Annotated in this window: 28 protein-coding genes; 9 read left to right on the top strand and 19 right to left on the bottom strand. The window is 69.0% G+C overall.

The features are described 5' to 3' along the window. Nucleotides 1-45: 45 nt before the first annotated feature. Nucleotides 46-543, bottom strand: a complete 498-nt coding sequence (locus QNA09_RS05635) for a DUF2505 domain-containing protein (protein WP_026137636.1) — start codon at nucleotides 541-543, stop codon at nucleotides 46-48. A 66-nt stretch (nucleotides 544-609) separates the two neighbouring features. Between QNA09_RS05635 and QNA09_RS05630 the strand changes: the two genes are divergently transcribed. Further along, nucleotides 610-942, top strand: a complete 333-nt coding sequence (locus QNA09_RS05630) for a metalloregulator ArsR/SmtB family transcription factor (protein ID WP_010592545.1) — start codon at nucleotides 610-612, stop codon at nucleotides 940-942. Continuing rightward, nucleotides 939-1,421: an SRPBCC family protein gene (locus QNA09_RS05625; protein WP_010592546.1), complete on the top strand. Its 483-nt coding sequence runs from the start codon at nucleotides 939-941 to the stop codon at nucleotides 1,419-1,421. Before QNA09_RS05630 ends, QNA09_RS05625 begins: the two co-directional genes overlap by 4 nt. A 43-nt stretch (nucleotides 1,422-1,464) precedes the next feature. Here QNA09_RS05625 and QNA09_RS05620 read toward each other — a convergent pair whose 3' ends face one another. After that, entirely contained in the window at nucleotides 1,465-1,695 is a 231-nt protein-coding gene (locus tag QNA09_RS05620; protein ID WP_026137637.1) for a hypothetical protein, read from the bottom strand. Nucleotides 1,696-1,887: 192 nt separating this feature from the next. On the opposite strand from QNA09_RS05620, the gene QNA09_RS05615 reads away from it, so the two are divergent. Continuing rightward, nucleotides 1,888-3,543 carry an alkaline phosphatase D family protein gene (locus QNA09_RS05615; protein WP_308072316.1) on the top strand — a complete coding sequence of 552 codons (1,656 nt, stop codon included), beginning with the start codon at nucleotides 1,888-1,890 and terminating at the stop codon, nucleotides 3,541-3,543. 25 nt (nucleotides 3,544-3,568) lie between these two features. After that, nucleotides 3,569-5,191, top strand: coding sequence for an FAD-binding oxidoreductase (locus QNA09_RS05610; protein ID WP_308072314.1), 1,623 nt, complete (start codon nucleotides 3,569-3,571; stop codon nucleotides 5,189-5,191). Here the strand turns inward: QNA09_RS05610 and QNA09_RS05605 are convergent. The 3 genes from QNA09_RS05605 to QNA09_RS05595 form a co-directional block, all read right to left on the bottom strand. Next, the gene (locus QNA09_RS05605; protein ID WP_308072313.1) at nucleotides 5,178-6,401 is read right to left on the bottom strand and encodes a DICT sensory domain-containing protein; all 1,224 of its coding nucleotides are present in this window, start codon (nucleotides 6,399-6,401) and stop codon (nucleotides 5,178-5,180) included. The two genes, QNA09_RS05610 and QNA09_RS05605, sit on opposite strands and share 14 nt — an antisense overlap. Before the next feature lie 81 nt (nucleotides 6,402-6,482). Further along, the gene (locus tag QNA09_RS05600; RefSeq protein WP_029539881.1) at nucleotides 6,483-6,689 is read right to left on the bottom strand and encodes a hypothetical protein; all 207 of its coding nucleotides are present in this window, start codon (nucleotides 6,687-6,689) and stop codon (nucleotides 6,483-6,485) included. Nucleotides 6,690-6,970: 281 nt separating this feature from the next. Continuing rightward, nucleotides 6,971-7,441 carry a nitroreductase family deazaflavin-dependent oxidoreductase gene (locus QNA09_RS05595; RefSeq protein ID WP_010592551.1) on the bottom strand — a complete coding sequence of 157 codons (471 nt, stop codon included), beginning with the start codon at nucleotides 7,439-7,441 and terminating at the stop codon, nucleotides 6,971-6,973. Between the two features lie 296 nt (nucleotides 7,442-7,737). Between QNA09_RS05595 and QNA09_RS05590 the strand changes: the two genes are divergently transcribed. The 3 genes from QNA09_RS05590 (at nucleotide 7,738) to QNA09_RS05580 (ending at nucleotide 10,574) form a co-directional block, all read left to right on the top strand. Next, nucleotides 7,738-8,352, top strand: a complete 615-nt coding sequence (locus QNA09_RS05590; protein ID WP_010592552.1) for a bifunctional 2-polyprenyl-6-hydroxyphenol methylase/3-demethylubiquinol 3-O-methyltransferase UbiG — start codon at nucleotides 7,738-7,740, stop codon at nucleotides 8,350-8,352. Nucleotides 8,353-8,512: 160 nt separating this feature from the next. Then, on the top strand, nucleotides 8,513-9,475 hold the full coding sequence (locus QNA09_RS05585) for a hypothetical protein (protein WP_010592553.1): 963 nt from the start codon (nucleotides 8,513-8,515) through the stop codon (nucleotides 9,473-9,475). Nucleotides 9,476-9,596: 121 nt separating this feature from the next. Beyond that, on the top strand, nucleotides 9,597-10,574 hold the full coding sequence (locus tag QNA09_RS05580) for a pseudouridine synthase (RefSeq protein ID WP_308072310.1): 978 nt from the start codon (nucleotides 9,597-9,599) through the stop codon (nucleotides 10,572-10,574). Between the two features lie 824 nt (nucleotides 10,575-11,398). On the opposite strand, the gene QNA09_RS05575 is transcribed toward QNA09_RS05580, so the two are convergent. The 11 genes from QNA09_RS05575 to QNA09_RS05525 form a co-directional block, all read right to left on the bottom strand. After that, on the bottom strand, nucleotides 11,399-11,797 hold the full coding sequence (locus QNA09_RS05575; RefSeq protein WP_308072161.1) for a hypothetical protein: 399 nt from the start codon (nucleotides 11,795-11,797) through the stop codon (nucleotides 11,399-11,401). 14 nt (nucleotides 11,798-11,811) lie between these two features. After that, nucleotides 11,812-12,657 carry a phage major capsid protein gene (locus tag QNA09_RS05570; protein ID WP_308072160.1) on the bottom strand — a complete coding sequence of 282 codons (846 nt, stop codon included), beginning with the start codon at nucleotides 12,655-12,657 and terminating at the stop codon, nucleotides 11,812-11,814. Between the two features lie 169 nt (nucleotides 12,658-12,826). After that, nucleotides 12,827-13,279 carry a hypothetical protein gene (locus QNA09_RS05565; RefSeq protein WP_308072159.1) on the bottom strand — a complete coding sequence of 151 codons (453 nt, stop codon included), beginning with the start codon at nucleotides 13,277-13,279 and terminating at the stop codon, nucleotides 12,827-12,829. Nucleotides 13,280-13,290: 11 nt separating this feature from the next. Beyond that, a complete protein-coding gene (locus QNA09_RS05560) occupies nucleotides 13,291-13,599 on the bottom strand; it encodes a hypothetical protein (RefSeq protein ID WP_308072158.1) in 309 nt (102 codons plus the stop codon). Continuing rightward, a complete protein-coding gene (locus QNA09_RS05555) occupies nucleotides 13,518-13,781 on the bottom strand; it encodes a hypothetical protein (protein ID WP_308072157.1) in 264 nt (87 codons plus the stop codon). The genes QNA09_RS05560 and QNA09_RS05555 overlap by 82 nt, the downstream gene beginning before the upstream one ends. Then, nucleotides 13,778-14,041 carry a WhiB family transcriptional regulator gene (locus tag QNA09_RS05550; RefSeq protein ID WP_308072308.1) on the bottom strand — a complete coding sequence of 88 codons (264 nt, stop codon included), beginning with the start codon at nucleotides 14,039-14,041 and terminating at the stop codon, nucleotides 13,778-13,780. The genes QNA09_RS05555 and QNA09_RS05550 overlap by 4 nt, the downstream gene beginning before the upstream one ends. Beyond that, complete coding sequence (locus QNA09_RS05545; protein WP_308072307.1) at nucleotides 14,038-16,077, bottom strand: AAA family ATPase; 2,040 nt, start codon at nucleotides 16,075-16,077, stop codon at nucleotides 14,038-14,040. The genes QNA09_RS05550 and QNA09_RS05545 overlap by 4 nt, the downstream gene beginning before the upstream one ends. After that, nucleotides 16,074-16,388, bottom strand: a complete 315-nt coding sequence (locus QNA09_RS05540) for a hypothetical protein (protein ID WP_308072305.1) — start codon at nucleotides 16,386-16,388, stop codon at nucleotides 16,074-16,076. The genes QNA09_RS05545 and QNA09_RS05540 overlap by 4 nt, the downstream gene beginning before the upstream one ends. Nucleotides 16,389-16,490: 102 nt before the next feature. Then, a complete protein-coding gene (locus tag QNA09_RS05535) occupies nucleotides 16,491-16,634 on the bottom strand; it encodes a hypothetical protein (RefSeq protein WP_308072303.1) in 144 nt (47 codons plus the stop codon). Then, nucleotides 16,631-17,125: a hypothetical protein gene (locus tag QNA09_RS05530; protein ID WP_308072300.1), complete on the bottom strand. Its 495-nt coding sequence runs from the start codon at nucleotides 17,123-17,125 to the stop codon at nucleotides 16,631-16,633. Before QNA09_RS05530 ends, QNA09_RS05535 begins: the two co-directional genes overlap by 4 nt. A 179-nt stretch (nucleotides 17,126-17,304) precedes the next feature. Beyond that, nucleotides 17,305-17,514 carry a helix-turn-helix domain-containing protein gene (locus QNA09_RS05525; RefSeq protein ID WP_308072299.1) on the bottom strand — a complete coding sequence of 70 codons (210 nt, stop codon included), beginning with the start codon at nucleotides 17,512-17,514 and terminating at the stop codon, nucleotides 17,305-17,307. A 93-nt stretch (nucleotides 17,515-17,607) separates the two neighbouring features. On the opposite strand from QNA09_RS05525, the gene QNA09_RS05520 reads away from it, so the two are divergent. Both QNA09_RS05520 and QNA09_RS05515 read left to right on the top strand, forming a co-directional pair. After that, entirely contained in the window at nucleotides 17,608-18,135 is a 528-nt protein-coding gene (locus QNA09_RS05520; RefSeq protein WP_308072297.1) for a helix-turn-helix transcriptional regulator, read from the top strand. Beyond that, entirely contained in the window at nucleotides 18,116-19,291 is a 1,176-nt protein-coding gene (locus tag QNA09_RS05515; RefSeq protein WP_308072295.1) for a tyrosine-type recombinase/integrase, read from the top strand. Before QNA09_RS05520 ends, QNA09_RS05515 begins: the two co-directional genes overlap by 20 nt. Before the next feature lie 17 nt (nucleotides 19,292-19,308). On the opposite strand, the gene ychF is transcribed toward QNA09_RS05515, so the two are convergent. From ychF to QNA09_RS05500, 3 genes are read right to left on the bottom strand one after another with little or no spacing between them, the layout of a single operon-like run. Further along, nucleotides 19,309-20,388 carry a redox-regulated ATPase YchF gene (ychF, locus tag QNA09_RS05510; RefSeq protein ID WP_010592850.1) on the bottom strand — a complete coding sequence of 360 codons (1,080 nt, stop codon included), beginning with the start codon at nucleotides 20,386-20,388 and terminating at the stop codon, nucleotides 19,309-19,311. A 12-nt stretch (nucleotides 20,389-20,400) separates the two neighbouring features. Further along, nucleotides 20,401-21,042 (bottom strand): bifunctional 2-polyprenyl-6-hydroxyphenol methylase/3-demethylubiquinol 3-O-methyltransferase UbiG, encoded by a 642-nt coding sequence (locus QNA09_RS05505; RefSeq protein ID WP_017680265.1) that lies wholly within the window; start codon nucleotides 21,040-21,042, stop codon nucleotides 20,401-20,403. Then, nucleotides 21,029-21,445 (bottom strand): hypothetical protein, encoded by a 417-nt coding sequence (locus QNA09_RS05500; protein WP_010592852.1) that lies wholly within the window; start codon nucleotides 21,443-21,445, stop codon nucleotides 21,029-21,031. The genes QNA09_RS05505 and QNA09_RS05500 overlap by 14 nt, the downstream gene beginning before the upstream one ends. Nucleotides 21,446-21,498 lie beyond the last annotated feature (53 nt).

Genomic DNA, 21,498 nt, shown 5'->3' with positions numbered 1-21,498 from the left:
CCGCGGCGGCCGCGCGACGCGCGCTGCCGGACCGGTCGGGGCAGGTCAGCGCGACAGCCACGCCGCGATCGCGATCCGATCGTGCTCGACGATCTGCTGGACCATCCCGTGCACCATCGACTCGATCCGGCCGCCGAGGAGCGGGACCCGGACGACGACCTGCCCCTGCACGTCGACGTACGTCCCACCGGTGCGGCTCGTCCGCAGCCGGGATCGTCCTTCGAGGGCGACCGGCAGGCCGGTGGCGCCTCCGGACAGCAGCCCGTCGGCGACGTCGTCGACCAGCGGACCCCATTCGTCGGTGCGCTCGACGATCAGCGGCCCGCGCAGCACGCCGCGCACGATCGACGGCAGATCCGAGGGTTCGGACCGGTCCGTGACGGTCACCCGCACACTGCCCGGACCGTGCGGTTCCTCGACGATCGCGGTGGCACTCGCCCGGTCCGCCACCCGGTCGAGCCAGTACCGCTCGTCGAGCAGCACCGCGTGCACGTCGCGGACGTGGTGGTCCAGCTCGGTGGTGAAGGCGAAGGACTTCGGCATGAACTGCACAGTATCGGCCGGTCGGGACCGTTGACAGGGCTCCGCAGCCCTGCAACACTGAACCTGATGGTTCAGTATTCGAGTCTCGATGCCACGTTCGCGGCGCTGTCGGACCCGACCCGGCGCGGGATCCTCCAGGATCTGCGCGCCGGACCGGCCTCGATCAGCGACCTGGCCGCCCGGTACCGGATGACACCGACCGGGATCACGAAACACGTCCGGCTCCTCGAGGAGGCAGGTCTCGTCGTCACCGAGAAGAAGGGCCGCGTGCGCCACTGCCGGCTCGGCATCAACCGACTCGAGCACGAAGCGGACTGGATCCGCGACCACCAGCAGATGATCGAGGGCCGCATGGACCGCCTTGCGGAGTTCCTCGACCGAACGAAAGGAACGCCATGACAACCACGAATCCCTCTGCCCCGCTTACGGTCACGACTCCCCACGAGCGGGAGATCCGGGTCGAGCGCGTCTTCGACGCCGACCGCGACCGCGTCTGGGCCGCCTACACCGACCCCGAGCTGCTCGCCCGGTGGTGGGGCCGGGGCAACCGCCTCGACGTCGAACGCTTCGAGTTCGAACGGGGTGGACACTGGCGGTTCGTCGAGCACAGCGACGGTGAAGCCCACGGATTCGAAGGGCGATTCCGGGAGATCACCCCCAAGGACCGCATCGTCCAGTCCTTCGAATGGGACGGCATGCCGGCGTACGTCGCCATCGACACCGCGACGTTCGAAGACCTCGGCGACGGCCGCACCCGCGTGGTCACCGTCTCGCAGTTCCACACCTCCGAGGAACGCGACGGCATGCTGAACTCCGGCATGGCCGAGGGTCTCGGCCAGAGCTACGCGGCACTGGACGCACTGCTCGCCCGGACGTGACCGCGCCCGGCACCCGCAGTGCGGGTGCCACGGCCTGCGGGCATCACCGGCCGGGGGCGGTGTCGCCCTCCTCGTCGACCTCGTCGCTCCCCGTCTCGACGATGTCGGCGAACGCCGTGCCCGACACCGTCCCCCCGGTTCCGGGCAGCGTCACCGTGGGGCGCGCCCCCGGCTCGTACCGGCGCTGCATCTCCTCCGCCTGCTCCGATGCCCGGCGCTTCGTGTCCTCGTCGATGTTCTCCAGTGGGTCCTCGGACCTGGGCTGAGTACTCAACTGCTCCGCTCCGTTCCCCTCGCAGTGCGCATCTGTCCGCCGGTCACCCGGCACCCCTCACCATCCTCCGCATCGGCACCCGGCACCACCCCCGACGACGAATCGGCCGAGCCGGACCGCGCAGACCCCGCGCGCCAGTAGGCTCGTGCGCATGGCTGTAACGCCGAGCCGAACTCCGATGTAGGTGGCGCCATGGCAGAACTCGTCCTGGGTCCGGTCCTGCGGCACGTCGGTCGCCGCGACGCCACCGTGTGGGTGGAGACGTCGGACCCGTGCACCGTCGAGATCCTCGGCCACCGGGAACACACCTGGACCGTTGCCGGTCACCACTACGCACTGGTGGTGATCGACGACCTCGAGTCCGGCTCGACCACTCCGTACGAGGTCCGCCTCGACGGACATCCGGTCTGGCCGCCCCCCGACTTCCCGGCGTCCGTCGTCCGCACCCTCGGCACCGGCCGCCCCCTCGAACTGATCTTCGGTTCGTGCCGGTTCGCCACCACGGCCGCCACCGAGAACGACGACAAGCTCGGCGCCGACGCGCTCGACGCGTACGCGCAGCGCATGACGACCCGGGCACCGGACCGCTGGCCCGACGCGCTGCTGCTCCTCGGCGACCAGGTCTACGCCGACGAACTGTCCGCCCAGACCCTCGAGCGGGTCCGCGAGCGCCACGACCTCGACGAGCCTCCCGGCCCGCAGGTCCGCAACTACGAGGAGTACACCTGGCTCTACGCCGAGTCGTGGTCCGACCCCCACGTGCGCTGGCTGCTGTCCACCGTCCCCACCTCGATGATCTTCGACGACCACGACGTGCACGACGACTGGAACACCTCGCAGTCCTGGCGCGACGAGGTCGAAGCCACCTCGTGGTGGGAGGAACGCATCGTCGGCGCCCTCGCGTCGTACTGGGTGTACCAGCACCTCGGCAACCTCGATCCCGCCGAGCTCGCGGGCAACGAGCTGTACCAGCGCGTCCGCAAGTGCGACGGGGATGCTGAGCCGCTGCTGCGGGAATTCGCGTCGGCCGCGGACGAGGAGGCCGACGGCGCGAAGGGCACCCTGTGGTCCTTCCGGCGCGACCTCGGGAACGTCCGGTTGCTGGTGATCGACTCGCGCTGCGGCCGGATCCTGGCCGGCGGGCGTCGCGAGATGGTCTCGGACCCGGAGTTCTCCTGGATCGAGCGGCAGACGGAGGGCGACTACGACCACCTGCTCGTCGGGACGTCGCTGCCCTGGCTGCTGCCGCGGGCGCTGCACGACCTCGAGTCCTGGGACGAGCGGCTCGCCGCCGGGGTGCGCGGAAAACGGGTCGCCGGCTGGGCGGAGATCGTCCGCCGCGGCGCGGACCTCGAGCACTGGGCGGCGTTCCGCGACTCGTTCGACCGGCTCGCCCGGCTCTTCGCGGAGATCGGCCGGGGCCGCTGCACCGGACCGTCCGGCCGTCCGCCGGCCACGATCTGCGTGCTCTCGGGCGACGTGCACCACGCCTACGTCGCGCAGGCACGGTTCCCGGATCCGATGTCGACCCGGGTGTTCCAGCTGACCTGCTCGCCGTTGCACAACTATGTGCCCGCCGCGGTCCGGGCGGTGTTCCGCGTCTCGTGGAGCCGGGCGATGGAACGGGCTGTGCGCTTCGTGCTCGGTCGGGTGTCGGAGGTGCCCCCGGTGCCGGTCGAGTGGACCCGCGCGACCGGCCCGTTCTTCGGCAATCAGATCGCGACGCTGCGCCTGGCCGGCCGGGCCGCGCATCTGATGCTGGAACGTTCCGGACGGGCTCCGCGCGGACCCGTGGGCTTCACCACCACCGCCGACCTCGTGCTGTCGGCGCCCGAGGCCACGTCGTGAGACCGCGCACCGCGATGCGGGCGTCATGACGCGGACGCGTTCGTGGTGGGGCTGGGGCACCGTCGAGGACGCGGTACGCGGCGCGGAACTGCAGGAGCTGATCGCACGTGCCTCGGCCCTGTTGCCCGGCGCCGACCTGACGGACCACCCACCACCCGACGTCCGGTCGCTCGGACTGCCGCCCGCGCGCATCGCCGCGCCCGATTCCCTTGCACCGCTGTGTTCCTCCGACCCGATGGACCGGGCCGCCCACACCCACGGCCGCGCGTTCCGGGACGTGGTCCGGAACCTGCTCGGCGACCTGCGCCATCCGCCCGACCTCGTCGTGCGGCCGAGCAGCGAAACCGAGATCGTGGACGTGCTGGACTGGTGTGCCCGGGCGCGCGTCGCGGTGATCCCGTTCGGCGGCGGCAGCTCCGTCGTCGGCGGTGTCGAGCCGCGAGTGGACGGCGACTTCGCCGGTGTGGTGAGCCTGGATCTCACCGGCCTCGAGGGGGTTCGGGAGATCGACCCCACGAGCCGGGCGGCCCGCATCGGGGCGGGCACCCTGGGCCCGGCGCTCGAGGACGGCCTGCGGCCGTCCGGTCTGACGCTGCGCCACTTCCCGCAGTCCTTCGAGTTCTCCACCCTGGGCGGCTGGCTGGCGACGCGTTCGGGAGGTCACTTCGCGACCGGGTACACCCACATCGACGATCTGGTCGAGTCGATGCGGATCGTCACCCCCGCGGGCACGTGCGAGTCGCGGCGCCTGCCCGGCTCGGGAGCGGGTCCGTCACCGGATCGCCTGTTCCTCGGCTCCGAGGGGACGCTCGGAATCGTGACCGAGGCCTGGATGCGGCTGCAGCCTCGCCCCCGGTGGCGAGCCGACGCCTCGGTGCACTTCGCCGACTACGGCGCGGCGGTGGCCGCGACGCGCGCCGTCGCCCAGTCGGGGCTGCAGCCCGCCAACTGCCGGCTGCTGGACCCCGTCGAGGCGTTCGTCAACGCGGGCACGGCGTCCCCCGGCGGTGTCCTCCTGCTCGCCTTCGAGTCCGCCGACCACCCCGTGGATGCATGGTCGGACCGCGCAGTCGACCTGTGCCGCGAGCACGGCGGCACGCTGCCGGAACCGCCGCGGCACTCGTCCGGGGACGGGACCGACACGGACGCCGCGGGGCGGTGGCGGTCGTCGTTCCTGCGCATGCCGTACCTGCGCGACGCCCTGGCCGCCCGGTCGATGATCGTCGAGACCTTCGAAACCTCCTGTACCTGGGACGTATTCGACACCCTGCGGGAGGCGGTGCACGACGCCGCGAACGAGGCACTGCGCCGGGCGGGCGCGACGGGGGTGGTCGCATGCCGGTTCAGCCACGTGTACCCGGACGGCCCCGCCCCCTACTTCGGCATCTACGCCGCGGGCCGGTGGGGCAGCACGGTGGCGCAGTGGGACGACATCAAGGCCGCCGTGTCGGAGGCGCTGCTGACCGCCGGCGGCACGATCACCCACCACCACGCGATCGGCCGGGATCACCGGCCCTGGTACGACCGCCAACGTCCCGACACGTTCGCCGCGGTCCTGCAGGCGGCCAAGTCCGTTCTCGACCCGGCGGGCATTCTGAACCCGGGGGTCCTCGTCGATCCCGCGCCGAGCCGTCCTACGCCGAGGTGAACCGGTCCAGGATCGAACGGGCACATCGCACCACGGTGCCGCGGTCGTACGAGACGACGTAGTCGAACTCGCGATCGAGGTCGTCGGTGCCCCGATGCAGGTCCACGGCCGACAGGACGCACGCGAAGTACGGGCCGAGGACGACGACGTTCCACTCCTCGACCAGGGGGTCGTCCGGGTCGAGCGACGCGTGGTGGATGCCCGCCTCCGCACAGGGGCCGAGGCCCACGCCGTACACGCCGGCGTACGCGATCCGCTCCGCCAGGTACTGCCAGCGGGCACGGGTGCGCTCACTGAAGTTCCGCGCGTACTGGAACGTGCCGAGCACGATGGTCTCCGCCCCCGCGGCCCCGGCCTGCTGCTCGAGACTGGTGCTCATCGCGACCAGGAGGCGCTTGAGGCTGCGCACAGGCCGGCGCCCTTCCGTGGCGATCGCGAAGGGTGTGCTCGCCTCCGCGGCGAGGTCGCTGCGGACGGGGGTGGACGGGAAGGGATCGACCTTCTCTTCCGCGAGCTGTTCCGGGGCGTCGACTGCGGGATAGAGCGCCCCGAGCCCGTAGGTGGCCCCGAGCGCAAGGGCCCGTCGCCGGCACGGTTCCGAGTCGACGCCGTCCGCGATCACGAGCGCACCGGTCCGTTCGACCTGCGCGGCCACGGCGTGCGCGGCACGGGCCGTGGCGTCGTCCGCGCGACGAGCCGACAGCCGCGGGGCCAGGACGATCACGTCCGGTTCGACGAGCGGCAGCAGGGCCAGGGACTGCGGACGCGACCCGACGTCGTCGACCGCGACGACCTTGCCGCTGCGACGGGCGTCGGCCACCGCACGCAACGTCCGCGACGGATTGGCGATCAAGGACTCCTCGGTGATCACCACGACGTCGCGCCGCAAACCTTCCGCGTCGGGGACGTCCAGGGTCTCGACCGATTCGAGGTCCATCGCCACCAGCGCGGGAACGTTCCGGATCGGTCTCGACTGCGCGACGGACCACTTGAGGCAGTCGAGGTGCCGCTTCTCGCTCATCGTCCGTGCCGCCGCCCGCAGCGACTCTGCAGTGGCGAGCGGCCCGTCTGCGGGTCCGCGCAGCTGGACCTCCACCGCGGCGAGCGCACCCGAGTCGAGGCGGCGCACCGGCGCGCAGAACGGCGTCACCTGCAGACCCGCGGCCCCGGGAACCGCGGGCCGGGAGGGATCGGCGAGGACGAACACCATGTGCCCAGCGTCGCACGGGCGACCTGCCCGGCAAAGGCCGGACGAGGGACCGGTCCCGACCTTCCCCAGCCGGGACCGGGGTCAGACGGCGGCGACGAGCACCGCGGCGAGGCCGCCGACGAGCACCACCACCGACACCCCGATCAGGAGCGACCCGGCGATCGACGCCGCCACCAGGCCACCGCCGAGACCGAAGAGCGCGAGCAGGATCCACCCGACTCTCGGACTCTCGACGAGCGATGCAGCCCGTTCGCCGGAGATCTCGGGGATTGCCGGTGTGGTCGCCATGGTCACGTCCCAACCTCGTGCGCACCGCACGGCCGCGCTCGACCGTTGCTGCTGATACTCGTGAGCCTGCCGTGCACGAGCATTCCTCCCTCCGGTGACGTTCCCACCCTCACTCACATCACCGAACGGCAACATTCGATCACGAACGAATAACAGGGCCGGTAGTGGCGCTTCGGCGACCGCATCTCCGCGCGGGCGCAGTCCCTCTTCGAGAACTGCGGGCACCTCCCCGTCGGGAATCGGGGCCGACGCAGCCGAGCGCGTCCGTCGTCCGCCACCGTTCAGTTCTCGGGCCGGCGGTCCGGGGTGAGTTCGAATACCGGGTGGCGGTCGGCCTCCGCCTCGAATTCCTCCGTCGAGGCGTCGCGGCCGGCCCGGAAGTAGTCCCGGGTGGCGGACGCGACGCCGACGTACGTCCGCAGGACCGGGCCGGCCTCGTGCGCCGGCACCTCTCGGATCGTGTAGTGGCGGGTGCGGAAGCGGCGGGTCAGGCCCACGCGGCCGGAGGCGCGCGCGTTGAGCACCCACGGCACCGCACCGTAGGGCGCCACCAGCCAGCGCCGGCCCGCATGCTCGACGACGGTGACGGGGTTGGCGCGGGTGCGGCCGGTGCGACGCCCTCGCGTGGTCAGCAGGTACGAATGCGGGACGACGCCGGCCCGCACCAACGCGCTCATCACGACGTTCTCCAGGCGGTGGGTGCGGCCCCTGCGATACCGGCGGGGCTCGCCGGGCCGGGAGTCGGACTTCACATCGCACTCCTCTGTACGGAGGACAGGTGAGCCGGACTCGCGCACCCGCGCAGCGTCTGCCGGACTCGTCCACTGCACGTTCGCGGTCGGGCACACGGATGTCAACCGGTCCCGGCAGGTGACCGGTCATCGAACGGGTCTGCGCAGCCGGAGCGCCGGCGGGTGCGCTCGACAGAGCTCCACCCCGGGTGCCTAAGGTGACCGCATACGGTGACTGCGGCCCGCCGTGCCGGGTCTACGGCCCGCCGCGCCGGGGACTGCGGTCCACCGCACGGCCGAATCGAGGAGGAACGACGATGAGCGATCGCACCCCGAGCCAGTGGGAAGAGATCACCGCGGCCGACCCCGCACATTCCACCTGGTACGTCGAGCGGTTCCGGACGATGGCGTCGGAAGGCAAGGACATCGTCGGCGAAGCCCGGCTGGTCGACGCCATGCTCGACCGCGGCGGACGAGTCCTCGACGCGGGCTGCGGCCCGGGACGGATCGGTGGCTATCTGCACGATGCCGGTCACGTGGTGGTCGGCGTCGACGTGGATCCGGTCCTGATCGCTGCTGCGGAACAGGACCATCCCGGCCCGACCTGGCTCGTCGGCGATCTCGCCGAACTGGATCTGCCGGCCCGCGGTGTCGCGGCCGATTTCGATGTCATCGTCTGCGCGGGCAACGTGATGACCTTCCTGGCGCCCTCCACTCGCGGTGCGGTCCTGGCGGGCTTCGCCCGTCATCTCGCCCCGACGGGTCGGGCGGTCGTGGGGTTCGGCGCGGACCGGGGCTACGAGTTCCCGCAGTTCCTCGCCGACGCCGCGGCCGGCGGTCTCGCGGTGGACCTGAAGCTCTCGACCTGGGATCTGCGCCCGTTCACCGACGGGTCCGGGTTCCTGGTCGCGGTGCTGTCGCGCGCGGACTGATCCCCGTCCCTTCTGCCGGTGCCGGACCCGGACGCAGGTCACGCGCCCCTCGGATGTGTTCTCCCTCACACAGTGTTACCCGCCAGTAGGTGCCGGGTAGCCGAACGATGTCACGTCGGTGAGCCCCATCGATGACATCGACCGAAGGAGCGAACGCACGATGACCAAGACCGACACCGCCACGCTGCTCACCCAGCTGCGAGCACTGCTCGACCTGACCAACACCGAGATCCAGGTCGCCGAGACCCGGATCGCCCAGGCCCGCACCGAGGCGGTCCGCCGCGAACTGACCGAGAACGCAGCCAACGGCCGCGACCGCGCCGAGGCCATCGAACGCACCATCCGCGAACTGGGCGGCCTGCCCGACGTCATCGGCCCGTTCGTCGGCCGCGCCGCCGCCGCGGTGAAGGCCATGGCCGAACAGGCCCAGCCGTTCGACGAGGCGCTCCTGGGCGACCTCGCGCTCGAGCACCAGCTTCTCGACCGCGCCCGCTACCTCAAGGCCCTCGCCACGGCCGCCCAGACCCCCGCGGTCGTCGGCCTGGCCGATCGTCTGATCACCGCCCACAGCGCGACCGTGGAGTGGTTGACCACCGTCCTGGCCGAGGACGCCCTCGGCGGGCCCGCCGCGCTGCGACGGACCCCGCTGCAGGCCGCCGCCGGCGCGGCCGTGCGCATCGTCAACGTCCCGCTGATGTGGTCCACGCGCGGCATCGACCGCGCGATCGACGCCGCCCGCTCGACCCGGCCCGCCCTGGGGTCGCTGCTGGCCCGTGGCGCACATGCCGGCGACGTCGCCACCAAGACCCTCACGGCCAGCCGGGACGCGGCGCTCGAGACCGCCGAACGGATCACCCGCCGCGAAGGCGCGGACGGGACCGCCCGGGCCATCCACACGGCGCGCAGCGCCACCGGCATCCTCTCCGCCGAGGAACTTCCGATCGCCGACTACGACAGCCTCAACGTCTCCCAGGCGGTCGCCGAGGTCAAGGAACTGACCGAACCGGCCGACGTGCGCACGATCGTCGCATACGAGGAGGCCCACAAGAACCGGCACGGCGTCGTGTCGGCCGCCCAGACCCGCCTGGCCGCCATCGCCCAGGAGGTCGTCGGGCTCCACTGATCGACCGTCGCAGCAGATCGCCGGGTTCCGCGCCGCGGGGCCCGGCGATCGCTTGTGGGCCGGACCGTCCCACCCACGTCTCGGCCCGACCCGCGGCGCGGACGAGCCGGCAGGCGGTGGGATGATGACGGGCGTGCCGATGCCCTCACCGCTTCCCGTCAAGGACGGGATCGGACCGACGCGCCTGCGCGTCCCGGCGTCGGGTCCGTGGGCAACGATCGCCGCGTACGTCGTCGCGAGGTTCGACCACCTGGACGCCGACGACCTGTACCGGCGGTTCGACGCCGGCGAGATCGTGGGTTCCGACGGCAGTCCGATCGGTCGTGGCACCGCGCTGGGCGCGCACCGGTTCATCTGGTACTACCGCGATCTGCCGGTGGAGGAACCGATGCCGTTCCAGGAGGAGATCCTGCATGTCGACGACGATCTCGTCGTGATCGACAAACCGCACTTCCTCCCGACCACCCCGGGCGGACGATACCTGCGCGAGTCCGCGCTCGTCCGGTTGCGGACCCGCCTCGACAACCCGGACCTGACACCGATCCATCGACTCGACCGAGCGACCGCCGGCCTGGTGATGTTCTCGGCCCGCCCCGCGACGCGCGGCGCCTACCAGTCGCTGTTCGAAAAGCGGCGGGTCGTCAAGGTTTACGAGGCGGTGTCGGCGCGACCGCCCGGGTGGGACCCGGACGCACCGGCGCTTACCGGGCGGGCGTTGCCCCTCGTCTACCGCAACCACATCGAGGCGCGACGCGGCGAGTTACGGGTGGTCGTCGACAACTTCCGTGAGCCCAACGCCGAGACGGCGGTCGAGGTGCGCGGAACCGGCGTGAGCGCCTCCGGACGTGCTGTGCTGCATACGGTTCTGCGTCCACGCACCGGACGGATGCACCAGTTGCGGGTGCATCTGGCAGCGCTCGGCGCCGGGATCCTGGGCGACCGTTGGTATCCCGACCTACTGCCCGAAGCCCCGGACGATCATTCCCTCCCCCTCCAATTGCTCGCGCGGGAGCTGGAGTTCAGAGATCCGCTGTCGGGGACGCCGCGGAGGTTCGTCACCCGCCGGACGCTGGGCGAGGCACCCGTACCGAGGCGCTGAGCGCTGCGCGTGCGCGGCGGCGTCGCGCTCGGCACCCTGGTGGAGGCGACGGCAAACACCGGTGCCACCGATGCCGTGGCCTCTAGACGTTGAAGCGGAACTCGGTGCTGGGCGTTTACTGTCGCTGGCTCATGACGGAAACGGCTGTCTACCTGCACACTTCCCCGTTGGCACGGTTGGGCACGGTGGGGTCCGTGCGGATCTACTGCGTACCCACTGCGTACCGAAGCCGCCCCCAGACTGCTCCCCTATCAGCCACGCGAGCACTGCCCGCCCCCAGGGCGTCCACCCCTACCCGGGGGTGACACGGCGGACCCTTGGCCTACCGCCCATCTCCCCCCGCTTCCCCCCCAGAATCCCCAGACCCGTACCCGAGGCGCCCAGCTACGCCTTTGGTGGTCCGCTGCACCCCGGGGCGGGGGGTGACCGCCAGGGGCAAAGACACCCCCTGGGGGGGTGGTGGAAAAACGACAGAGGGGGCGGCTGCGTAAACCGGAGGCAGCGCCGCGGGGTGGTCCAACGGTGCCATGCCCTGGGCGGGGGGTACGCGGGGGGATATCGGCCCTAAGCCGAGGATGGTCCAGGTCAGGGGGTGGAGGGACGGGGCCGGGTGCACCTATCCAGCTCTCTCCCGCTGTCTAGGGTGCCGTGGGAAAAAAGCGTAGAGAGAGACCTCACCTAAGCCGAGGATGGCGGGAGCTGGGGTGTGGCGGGAGGGGCCGGGCAGGTGTGGACGTGGGTCCGGCCCGGCCCGAGAGTCTGAGAGGACACGCTCGGGTCGGGCCGGGTGTTCCTGCGTGAAGCAGCACGCAGGAGGTCTGTGGTTAGCCGAGTAGGAACGGATGCACGTTCGGGTACGTCTCGGCTGGCACGGTGTCGATGCTGAAGGCGCGGGCTCCGCTGGTCTGGCAGAGCTTCTGTAGCTGGGTGATCTCACTCGGCCAGTACATGCCGCGGCGTGTGGTGCTGGTGTCGATGGTTTGGGTGAAGGGCCCGGCGGCTTGTGAGACGACAGCGCCGGTGCCGGCGTCGTGCCAGCGGAGGAGTGCGCCGCGGATGATTGCTTTGGCGGCGCCGGCGGCGGTGAAGGTGTCCTCGAGGATGCAGGGCGCCACGATGGCCGCGACTGCGAGTGCGTCCTCGATCATCGCGGTTGCTTTGCCCGGGTCGATATCCGGGGCGAATGGTGTCAGGTCGTCGATGCTGAGGGTGACCGCGGCCATCGTGTGCCCTCCTGTCAGGCGGGGTTGGTGACGGTGAAGGTACCGACCCGGTCGGGGCGCACGAGGTTGGCGCCGAACCGGAACGTGCAGCGCAGCCCGATGCTGTCGCTGTTGAAATACACCTGATCGGACACGGCGAGCTGTACCTCACCGACTGCCGAGACCACTGCACTCTTGTCGATGACCAGTCCGGTACCGGCGGTCATCGCGGACGAGACGAGCACGGGCAGGTCCAGCAGGCTCTTGGTGGCGTCGGTGGTTCCGGCCCCGAGGAGGGTCTGTGCCGACCCGGTGGCGGTCTTGAACTTCCGCAGCGAAGCCCACGCGTCGGGCGCGAGGAGGATGTGCGTGGGGGTGGCGCCGTTGCCCTCGAGGGTGGCAATCAGGTCGACCAGGGCGTCGAGGTCCCCGGCGACTGCACCGCCCGCTTCGATGCCGGTGACGTTGAGCAGTCCGGCGGGCGGGGTGACCGCGGGAGCGACCGGGGCGGCCTGCGCGATGTACGCCTCATTGGCCTTCTTGATGACAGCACGGCGGACACTCTCGGACAGCATCTGTGCGGTGCCGGTCTGGCTGTACTGCTCCCGGGAGAGGCGCACGAGCTGGGCGACCTTGCCGGTGTGCACGAGGACTTCGGACAGCGCCGGATCATCCTCGGGGATCTCGGTGCCTTCGGCGACGAACTGGGCCGCGGCGTCGTCGACGTAGGCGACACGCACGGCGGGTTCGTCGCCTTCGATGCGGCCGGTGACGGTGGAGGTCTGGAGGACCAGGGCGTCGGGGATGACTTCGGACGCGGCGAACGCGGTGATATCCGGGGACCAGGCCTTGGCGCTGGTGAGTGTGGTTTCAGTAGCCATGATGGATTCCTTCGGTTCAGGCAGCATGAAAGCCGCCGGCGATGATGGTGATTTCGCTCGGGCGGCACCTGGCCTGTCCGATCGGCCCTCCTGGGGCTTCCGTGTCCGCGGGTCGGGCTCCCGGCCCGGTACCTGCGTTCAAGGCAAGTATACCGGGCCGGGGTACCAATTACTTCGCGGTGAAGGCGTTCGTCCATCGGTCGCTGGCACGGACCCGCGGGTTGTTGCCTTCGCGGGGAACGATGTTGCCGTTCCTGGGGTGGCTGACACCGAGTCGGGTCACGGCGTCATCGACGGTGGCGGCGACCTTCGCGGGGTCGATGGTGCCGTCGTCGGTGAGGAGCTGATCGACGGTGACACCGGTTGCCCAGAAGCCCTCGGTGGGGATGCGGTGCTTGCTTGCGACTTCGCTGTCGATCGCTGCGCGCCGGAGGTTTTCGACCTGTTCGAGCAGGGCGTCGCGTTCCTTCTCGGTTTCGCGGAGCCGCCGGCGGTACTTCGCGGCTTCTTTGCCTTCGTCGACCTCGGGAGCCGGTTCGGTGGTTTCGGTTTCGGGGGTGTCGGTCTGGTCGACAACCTCGGCGGTGTCGTCGGTGTTCTGGTCGGTCTGCTGTTCGGTCATGATGGTTCCTTTCACTTGGGGTCGGGCAGGATGCGGACGTTGGGCACGTCCTCGGGGGTGAGGTCGAGTTCGGCGAGCTGACGGAGGGTCAATGCCACTCCCCCGAAGGTGATTTGCTCGGTGCGGCTCGGTTCGACTCCGATCGGGACACCGTCGAGGTCGGTGAGGACTTGGCCGGGGTAGGTGGCGGTGACGGCCCTGCCGGTCATCGCGTCCATACGGAGCACATCTTCTCGGGTCAGGCCGGATCCGGGCACGACGTCGCGGGGATGGTCGTCTCGGAACAGGTCTGCGAGGAAGTCGCGGTCGTCGGGTTCCATGGGGTTCCTTCCTGGGGCATGGTTTCGGGTTCCATTGCTGCGTCGTGCAGCTGGTCGGCGAGGGTGAGGGCTTCCTCGGGGCTCATCGCTAGGAACAGTCCTGCGATGCGGAGCAGGACGGGGCGGCGGGCACCGAGGTCGACGGTGATGCGCGGGCTCACGTTCCGGGCGTGCAGCTTCACGGGGTCTCCTTGGTGTCTCGGCCTGCCCACACGCCTTCTGCGTAGGTGCCGAGTTCGTCGGCTACGTCGCGGCAGGGGCGGCGGACTCGGCAGGTGGAGCAGATTTGTGCGGCGATGGTGATTCGGGCGGCGCGTTGTTCCCAGGTTTCGCCGGGGATCTCGGCGTCGAACAGGGCGTGCCGACCGACGCAGGCGGCGCCGAACAGGCGACCGTCGACCACTTTCGCGGCGAGCTGGGCGGCGGGGTGTTTGCGACTCATGCGCCCCTCCTGGTCTTCGCGAGGACACACTCGAGGTGGCGGACGATTCCGGCGGGCAGGAGTTCTCCGCACTCCGGGCAGAACCTCTCGAGCGCCTCGGCTCGCTCCCTCAGGGCAGCCGAGGGGCGGACGTGGGTGACCACTGACGCATCTGCGCCAGCGTTCGCCCCTATCTCTCCTGGGGTGGCACAGATGGCATAGTTGCCACTCTGAGGGGATGGCACAGATGCCTGACCTGCGTCTTTGCCATCTTTGCCATCTGTGCCACCTTCTGGGGCATGGGCCTGTAGTGGCACAGATGGAAGCTCCCAATAGCTGCGAGGCGGACTGCCTTCGAGGCGGGGTTTGATACCGAGTTTCTTCCGAGCCCGCTGCAAGGTTCGCTCCGCAATATCGGCCGCCTTCGCGGCCTTCTTCACTTCGGCAGAGTCCGCGCCGGGTTTGTCGGTGAGATACCGTCGCAGCCATTCTTCGGCCGTCCCCCGGTCGGTGCCGTCCTCGCCCATGTCGGACTCGGCCGCATCAGCGAACATCTCCCGAGCCGACTGCTCCGCATCGCCGATCCACATCAGGCGCGGCACGGTGCCGTCGCTGTCCTCGGTCGGCTCGAACACCGGCACGGATTCGATGCGGAACTTCGATGCCGGCACCTGGGGTGCCAGGTTCGTCTTCTCCGGCCCGATCACCATCACTGTCTCGTCCTCGGGGTCTGGCTGGGCAAGGATGGTCAGTCGGGCCTTCTTCCGCAGCTCTCCGGTCAATCCGTAGGAGTTGCGGACGTTGCCGCCCTTCTCCCGGTTCGTGTGGCCTGACAGCAGCACCGCGGCCCCGGTGCGGGTACCGAGTTCCTTCCACGGATGCAGCGCTTGCCGGGCCTGCTGGGGGTCTTTGACCGACAGGCTGCCGGGCAGGGTGTCGGCCCAGGCGTCGACGATCACCACGGCGGCATCGGTCGCAGCCTGCTCCACTAGATCCATATCTCGCGGGAATACCGGGGAGCCGGAGCCGTCCCTTTCGGCGCAGATTACGCGGATATAGTTCAGGTCGGCCCCGGCCACCTCAAGGCGCGGGCGGGCAATCGTGCTCCAGTCGTCCTCGGTGAGGACCAGCACGACGTACCGCGGATCACGGGCGGGGATACCGAACGCGGGGAACGGTTTGCCGGTGGTGATGAGTGCGATCAGCCAGACCAGGAACAGGCTCTTGCCGATGCCTTCGGGTCCGAGCATGTAGTTCACGGCGCCGGCGACGATGCGTTGTTTGGCGAGCCATTCGACGCGGCGAGCCGCTTCGAGTTCGGTTGCCTTCCATACCCTCAGTCGCGGCTCGGCACCGGGCATGTCGACGGGCACCAATTCGTCGAGTCCGTATCCGGCGGCAAGGTGGTCGGACAGGTCATTCCCTGCCTTCGCCTGCACAACGATGACCTCGGCGTGCCGAGACAGCAGTTCTACGGCCTGCGCGGTACGTTGACGGCCCGCATCGTCGTTGTCCTGGTGGACCCTGACCACCTTCCCGTACAAGGGCGTGAGGTCGGCCTTGTGGAGATTGCATGCGCCGTTGGCGTTCGTGGTGGCATGCGCCCCGGCAGCAAGTGCGGCATGTACGTCCGGCTCGCCTTCGCAAAGGTCGACGACAGTGCCGGGGGGTAGTGCTGCGATCTTGTCGGCCCGGTACAGCGCCGAACCTTTCGTGTTGCCGTCCTGCCTGATGGCTTTCGAGACCTTGCCCTTCGGGCTCACTCGATCCTTGCGGGGTTCCCGGACGACGTTTCGGCCGTCAGGGTACCGGTAAGTGGTGATCGGCTCATCCCATCGGTCGGCCCAGGTGAGACCGACCGACTCCAGGATTTCCTTCTCGGTTCCCGGTGCAGAGAAACAGTGAATGCCGGTCCGGCCGTCCTGCCATGTCAGATAGACGGATTCGTCAGCATCCGAATGCCCGGGTGCCTGCGCGTGAGCTTTGGTGTCGCTGACGAACCTGACATTCAGACCGTGCGATCTGAAGGCGTCCGTAACGCGATGAAATGACTTCACGCCGCAGACTCCTCGAATGCCTTGCCGGTGCGGCGCCACACACGCGCCGGAGCGTCCCAATCGTCATCAGCGGCACGAGGACCGTAACCGTGGAACTCGATGTACCCGCGGCGGTTCAACTCACGAATGAGGGCACCACGGCGACAGGGCTTGTCGTCGGCGTAGTCGGGCAGATTCGGTCCCATCTGTGCCGCGGTGAAGGTCGCCCCCTCGGTGAGTCCAGCGACCCACTGGCGGGCGAGGGTCATCGCGTCGCGGTGGGCGCCGGCGAGCGCCTTATCGGTCCCAGATGCATTACTGTTGAGGGGCATTGAGCACCCTTTCTGTGGGTGATCGGGCCGGGAGCCGGTAGCTTCCGGCCCGATCTGCGTTCAGTGAGGTTCCGTGCGGGTTCCTTTGAGCGCGTCAGAAGATCAGCGGAGCCTCCTCATCGAGTGCTGTGCCGCTTCGCCGAATGAGTCGCGGTCGCGGTGGGGTGTGTCCCACATCGGTGCGAGCAACAGGGCAATGTTCTCGGTGAACAGGGTGACGATGAGGACCAGCTCGAGGGTGCTCACTTCGCCTCCCCAAGATCGGCGAGCAGGCGTGCCGCGGTGGTGAGTGCGTCGATCAGGGAGCAGATTCCGTCGCGGTTCAACTCGGCGTCAGTCGAGACGTGGGCGACGGGGCCGGTGCGGACGATTCGCCCATCGGTGATTTCGTCGGTGACGACGAGTCTCACGGCGCCGGCGGGATTGTCGATGTAGCGATCCCAGAATCGGACGATGCGGCCGTTGTTGTCGGGGAACCACTCGTCAGGTGTGAGTCCGTCGAATCCGGGCGGAGTGGGGATTTCGTCGACTTGCGCTGCGGCCGCTGCGGCGATGCTCGTCTCGTGCTCGTACTGGGCGCCGAAGAGGGCGAACTCGAGGAGCTGGGCCCGGCTGTATCCGTTGTCGGCGACCTCGAACAGTCGGCCGCGGATCTTCTCGGCTTGCTCGGCGGTGACCGTGCAGTGGTTCGCGGCGGCAGCTTCGACTAACTCGGCTGCGTCTGGGAGAATGTTCAAAGAATCTGTTCCTTCCTGGGGGTTGGTGCGGTTCGTGCCCTCGGAGTCGGTGCCAGCCGCTCCGGGGGCGTTCTCGTTGTTCTGCGATTCGTAGTCGTGTTCGACGTTGAGCAGGTGGTGTAGGCGCCGCGGGTAGTCACAGCGCCGACACGTTGGCTCCGAACCGAAGTAGCCGGACATCAGGCAGCGCTTTCCTGTTCGGCAAGCCACGCTTCGACGACGCTTCTACGCCAGACCCGCCGGCGACCGAGTTTGAAGCTCTTTGGTCCGTAGCCGACGTGAACCCAGTAGCGGATGGTCCCTTCAGGTATCCCGGTGTGCTGGGCGACTTGCTTCGCTTGCCAGAACTCTTCGGGCTCGGCGGCTACGGCACTGTGTGTGCGTTCCATGATTTCCTCCTTGGGGAAGTTCATCTTCCTCAAAGAGCATAAGCACACTTTGCGGCTGTTGGCAACCTTGGGGAGGTGATACCGTTTTCTCCTATGGGAAGAGAGAGCGCGGAGGACCGGTTCGGCAGACGTGTCCGACTCGAACGCGAGGCGCGTGGTTGGACACAGGCAGATCTTGCGAAACGCATTCAGACGGTAGGCATTTCGCTCCACCCGTCCGCCATAGCGAAGATCGAACTGCGCGACGTGGAGAAGCCTCGAGCAATACGGCTCGACGAGGCCCAGGCGATAGCCGACGCATTCGGCCTACCCGTCGATGAGATGTGGGAGACAGAAGATCATCGAATGCGATGGGTCGGGAATCGGGCTCGAGTCTGGCTGGACAACCTCATCCCGATCCTTGAGGAAGGACGCGAGCGTGAGGTTGATATCGACAACCTCATCTTCTCTGCGCCCGAAGAGTCAAAAGAACATCTCAAAGACCTCCTAGTCGCGGACGATTTCGCAGCGTTCGTGGAAGACACATACGATGCGGCGCTCAAGTTGGCCGGTAAACTGCGCCATCCGTCCCGTGCGCGAGAACTCGACTGGAAGTACAGCGATGACGAGGCCGAAGCGTAACCGCCGCGCCGGCGTCGAGGACCTGTGGAAGAAGCGCGACGGAAGCCCGTCCAGGCTGGCAGGCACAGGCAAACGGTGGCGAGCCCGGTACGTCGATGACGAGAACCGAGAACACAGCAGACGGTTCGATCGGAAAGTCGACGCTCAAAGCTGGCTCGACACGATCACAGCATCACAAGTCACCGGGTCCTACATAGACCCGGTCAAAGGCAAGGTCACGTTCGGCTCCTACTACCGCGAATGGTCCACGCGACAGGTTTGGGTGCCGGGGACAGTGCGCGCGATGAACCTCGCAGCGAATAGCGTCACATTCTCCGGGGTGGCGCTCGCAGACCTTCGGCCGTCGCACGTCGAGACGTGGGTCCGGGTCATGCTCGACTCCGGCCTACAGGCGTCGACAATCCGGACCCGGTTCAACAACGTCCGGGCCGTACTCCGGGCAGCGATCCGTGACAGGATGCTCGCCCACGATCCGGCCGAAGCGGTCACACTCCCCCGTGTCCGTCGTGCCGAAGCGGCAATGACCATTCCGACAGCAGAGCAAGTCGGTGCGCTCATGGAACATGCCGAGGATGACTTCCGGGCGTTCGTGGCACTGTGTGCGTTCGCCGGCCTCCGGCTCGGTGAGGCCGCGGCTCTGCAAGTCGGGGACGTCGACTTCCTCCGGCGAGAGCTACGGGTACAGCGACAGGTACAGCGCGTGAACGGGCACGCTGTCGAGATTCGGGCACCGAAGTACGGGTCCGAACGTGCCATCCCGGCACCTGACGGACTCCTCGAGGTGGTGGCGCAGCACATCGCGCATTGGCGGCCCGGCACCGATCCGGCGCGGTGGCTGTTCCCCGGTACGGGAGTGCATCCGTGGCATCAGAACAGCGTCGGCTACCGCTGGCGCAAGGCAAGAGAGGGAGCAGGTTTGCCGGCGCTGCGGATGCACGACCTTCGGCACTTCTACGCCTCCGGACTCATCGCAGCGGGGTGCGATGTGGTGACCGTGCAGAAGGCATTGGGGCACCATTCCGCCACCGTCACGCTGAACACGTACAGCCACCTATGGCCGGACGCAAACGACCGGACGAGGAAGGCGGCGGACGCGCTGTTCGCCGCCTCCGCTCAGGCTACTGCGTACCCACTGCGTACCGAGGACCGGAATTAGGCCAGTTACCTGCGGTTCTACACATTGAAGCGGAACTCCACGACGTCTCCGTCCGCCATGACGTAGTCCTTGCCCTCCATGCGGACCTTGCCGCGAGCCTTCGCCTCGGCCATCGATCCGGCCGAGTCGAGGTCCTCGAAGGAGACGACCTCGGCTTTGATGAAGCCCCGCTCGAAGTCGGAGTGGATGACACCGGCGGCCTGCGGGGCGGTCGCGCCCTGCGGGATGGTCCAGGCCCGGGCCTCTTTCGGACCGGCGGTGAGGTAGGTCTGCAGGCCGAGAGTGTGGAAGCCGACGCGGGCGAGCGAGTGCAGGCCCGGCTCGGTCTGTCCGATGGACTCGAGCAGTTCCTGGGCCTCGTCGGCCTCGAGCTCGATCAGCTCGGATTCGACCTTCGCGTCGAGGAACACGCAGTCGGCCGGCGCGACGGCCGCACGGAGCTCCTGCTGCTTCGCCTCGTCGGTGAGCACCGATTCGTCCGCGTTGAACACGTAGAGGAACGGCTTGGTCGTCATCATGTTCAGCTCGCGCAGCAGACCGAAGTCGAGCGAGTCCTTCGCCGCGAACAGAGTCTTGCCCTCGTTGAGCACGCCCTGAGCCTTGACGGCCTCGTCGAACTGCGGCTTGAGTTCCTTGTTCTTCTTCGCCTCCTTCTCGAGGCGCGGCAGGGCCTTCTCCAGGGTCTGCAGGTCGGCGAGGATCAGCTCCGTCTCGATGATCTCGATGTCCGCGAGCGGGTCGACGCGGCCGTCGACGTGGACGACGTCGTCGTCGGCGAACACCCGCACGACCTGGCAGATGGCGTCGGCCTCGCGGATGTTGGCGAGGAACTTGTTGCCGAGCCCGGCGCCCTCGGAGGCGCCCTTGACGATGCCGGCGATATCGACGAACGACACGGTCGCGGGCAGGATGCGCTGCGACCCGAAGATCTCGGCGAGCCGCTCCAGCCGCGGATCGGGCAGCTCGACGACGCCGACGTTCGGCTCGATGGTGGCGAACGGGTAGTTCGCGGCAAGCACTTCGTTCTTGGTCAGCGCGTTGAACAGCGTCGACTTTCCGACGTTGGGAAGACCGACGATTCCGAGGGTTAGGCTCACGGAATCGATATTCTACGGGGTCGCGGTCACGCCCCCGTCATCCGCACGGCGCGCGACGGCCACCAGCCAGTCGGCGTCGTCGTGCCACGGCCGCAGGTCCCAGGTGGCGAAACGCTGCTCGAGTACCAGGCCGGCGGCCGCGAGGTCGGCGGCGAACTGCGACGGACGGTATGCCGCGCCGGTGGTGAACCCGGCGACGAACACCCCGCCCGGGCGCAGGTGCGCGGCGATCCGCCCGAGCACGGACCGCTCGGATCCGGGCGCGAGGAACACCATCACGTTGCCGGCCGAAACCACCGCATCGAACCTCGGGCCCGGCAGATCCAGCTGCGCCAGGTCGGCGAGATGCACGGTCAGCTCCGGGTGCGACCGGGCCGCCTCCACGAGCACCGGGTCGAGATCGACCGCGGTCACCCGATGGCCCCGCCGGGCCAGCTCGAGCCCGACGCGGCCGGTGCCGCAGCCGGCGTCGAGGATCCGCGCGCCACGCGGGACGAGCACGTCGACGAACCGGGCCTCGCCGTGCAGATCCGTCCCCGCGTGCGCGAGTTCGGCGAACCGCTCGATGTAGGCGCGGGAGTCGTCGGCGCTACGCTCGGACTGCCATCGCGTCGCGGAGCTCGACCCGATGCCCCGGTCGTCAGCAGGCGACACGGACGAGTTGCGAGATCCGGCCGGCCTGCTCCTCGGTGGGCGCGGTGTCCCCGTTCTGCGCCAGCTCGCCGACCTTGGCGATCACCTCCTGATCGCTCGCGCCGGAGTCGATCAGCGGGCACGTCTCGATGACGATCGCCTCGATGGAGGCGTCGTCGCGGTCGGCGGCGAGGTTGGGGTAGCCGGTGCGGAACGCGGCCACGAACGTCGCGAGCTTCGCCTCGTCGAAGGCGCCGCGCGCCCGCTCGGCGACGCTCGACGCGGCCGAGGCGAGGCTCGAGGCGGCCCCGCCGATCGTTGTGCGCGCCGCATCGGACTCGTTCGACGCGTCGTCACCGGAACTGCAGGACACGAGCACGACAGCCGCGGCACTCGCGGCCAGCACGGCGGTGAACTTCTTCATGGCCGAAAGCCTGCCACGATCCGTGGGTTTCGCGCCGGTGAACCGCCCCCCGA

The organism is Rhodococcus sp. AH-ZY2 (genome assembly GCF_030916465.1).
Taxonomy (GTDB): Bacteria; Actinomycetota; Actinomycetes; order Mycobacteriales; family Mycobacteriaceae; genus Rhodococcus; species Rhodococcus ruber.
Note: the sequence above shows the minus strand (reverse complement) of the source record. Positions and strands in the feature narration are given on the sequence as shown.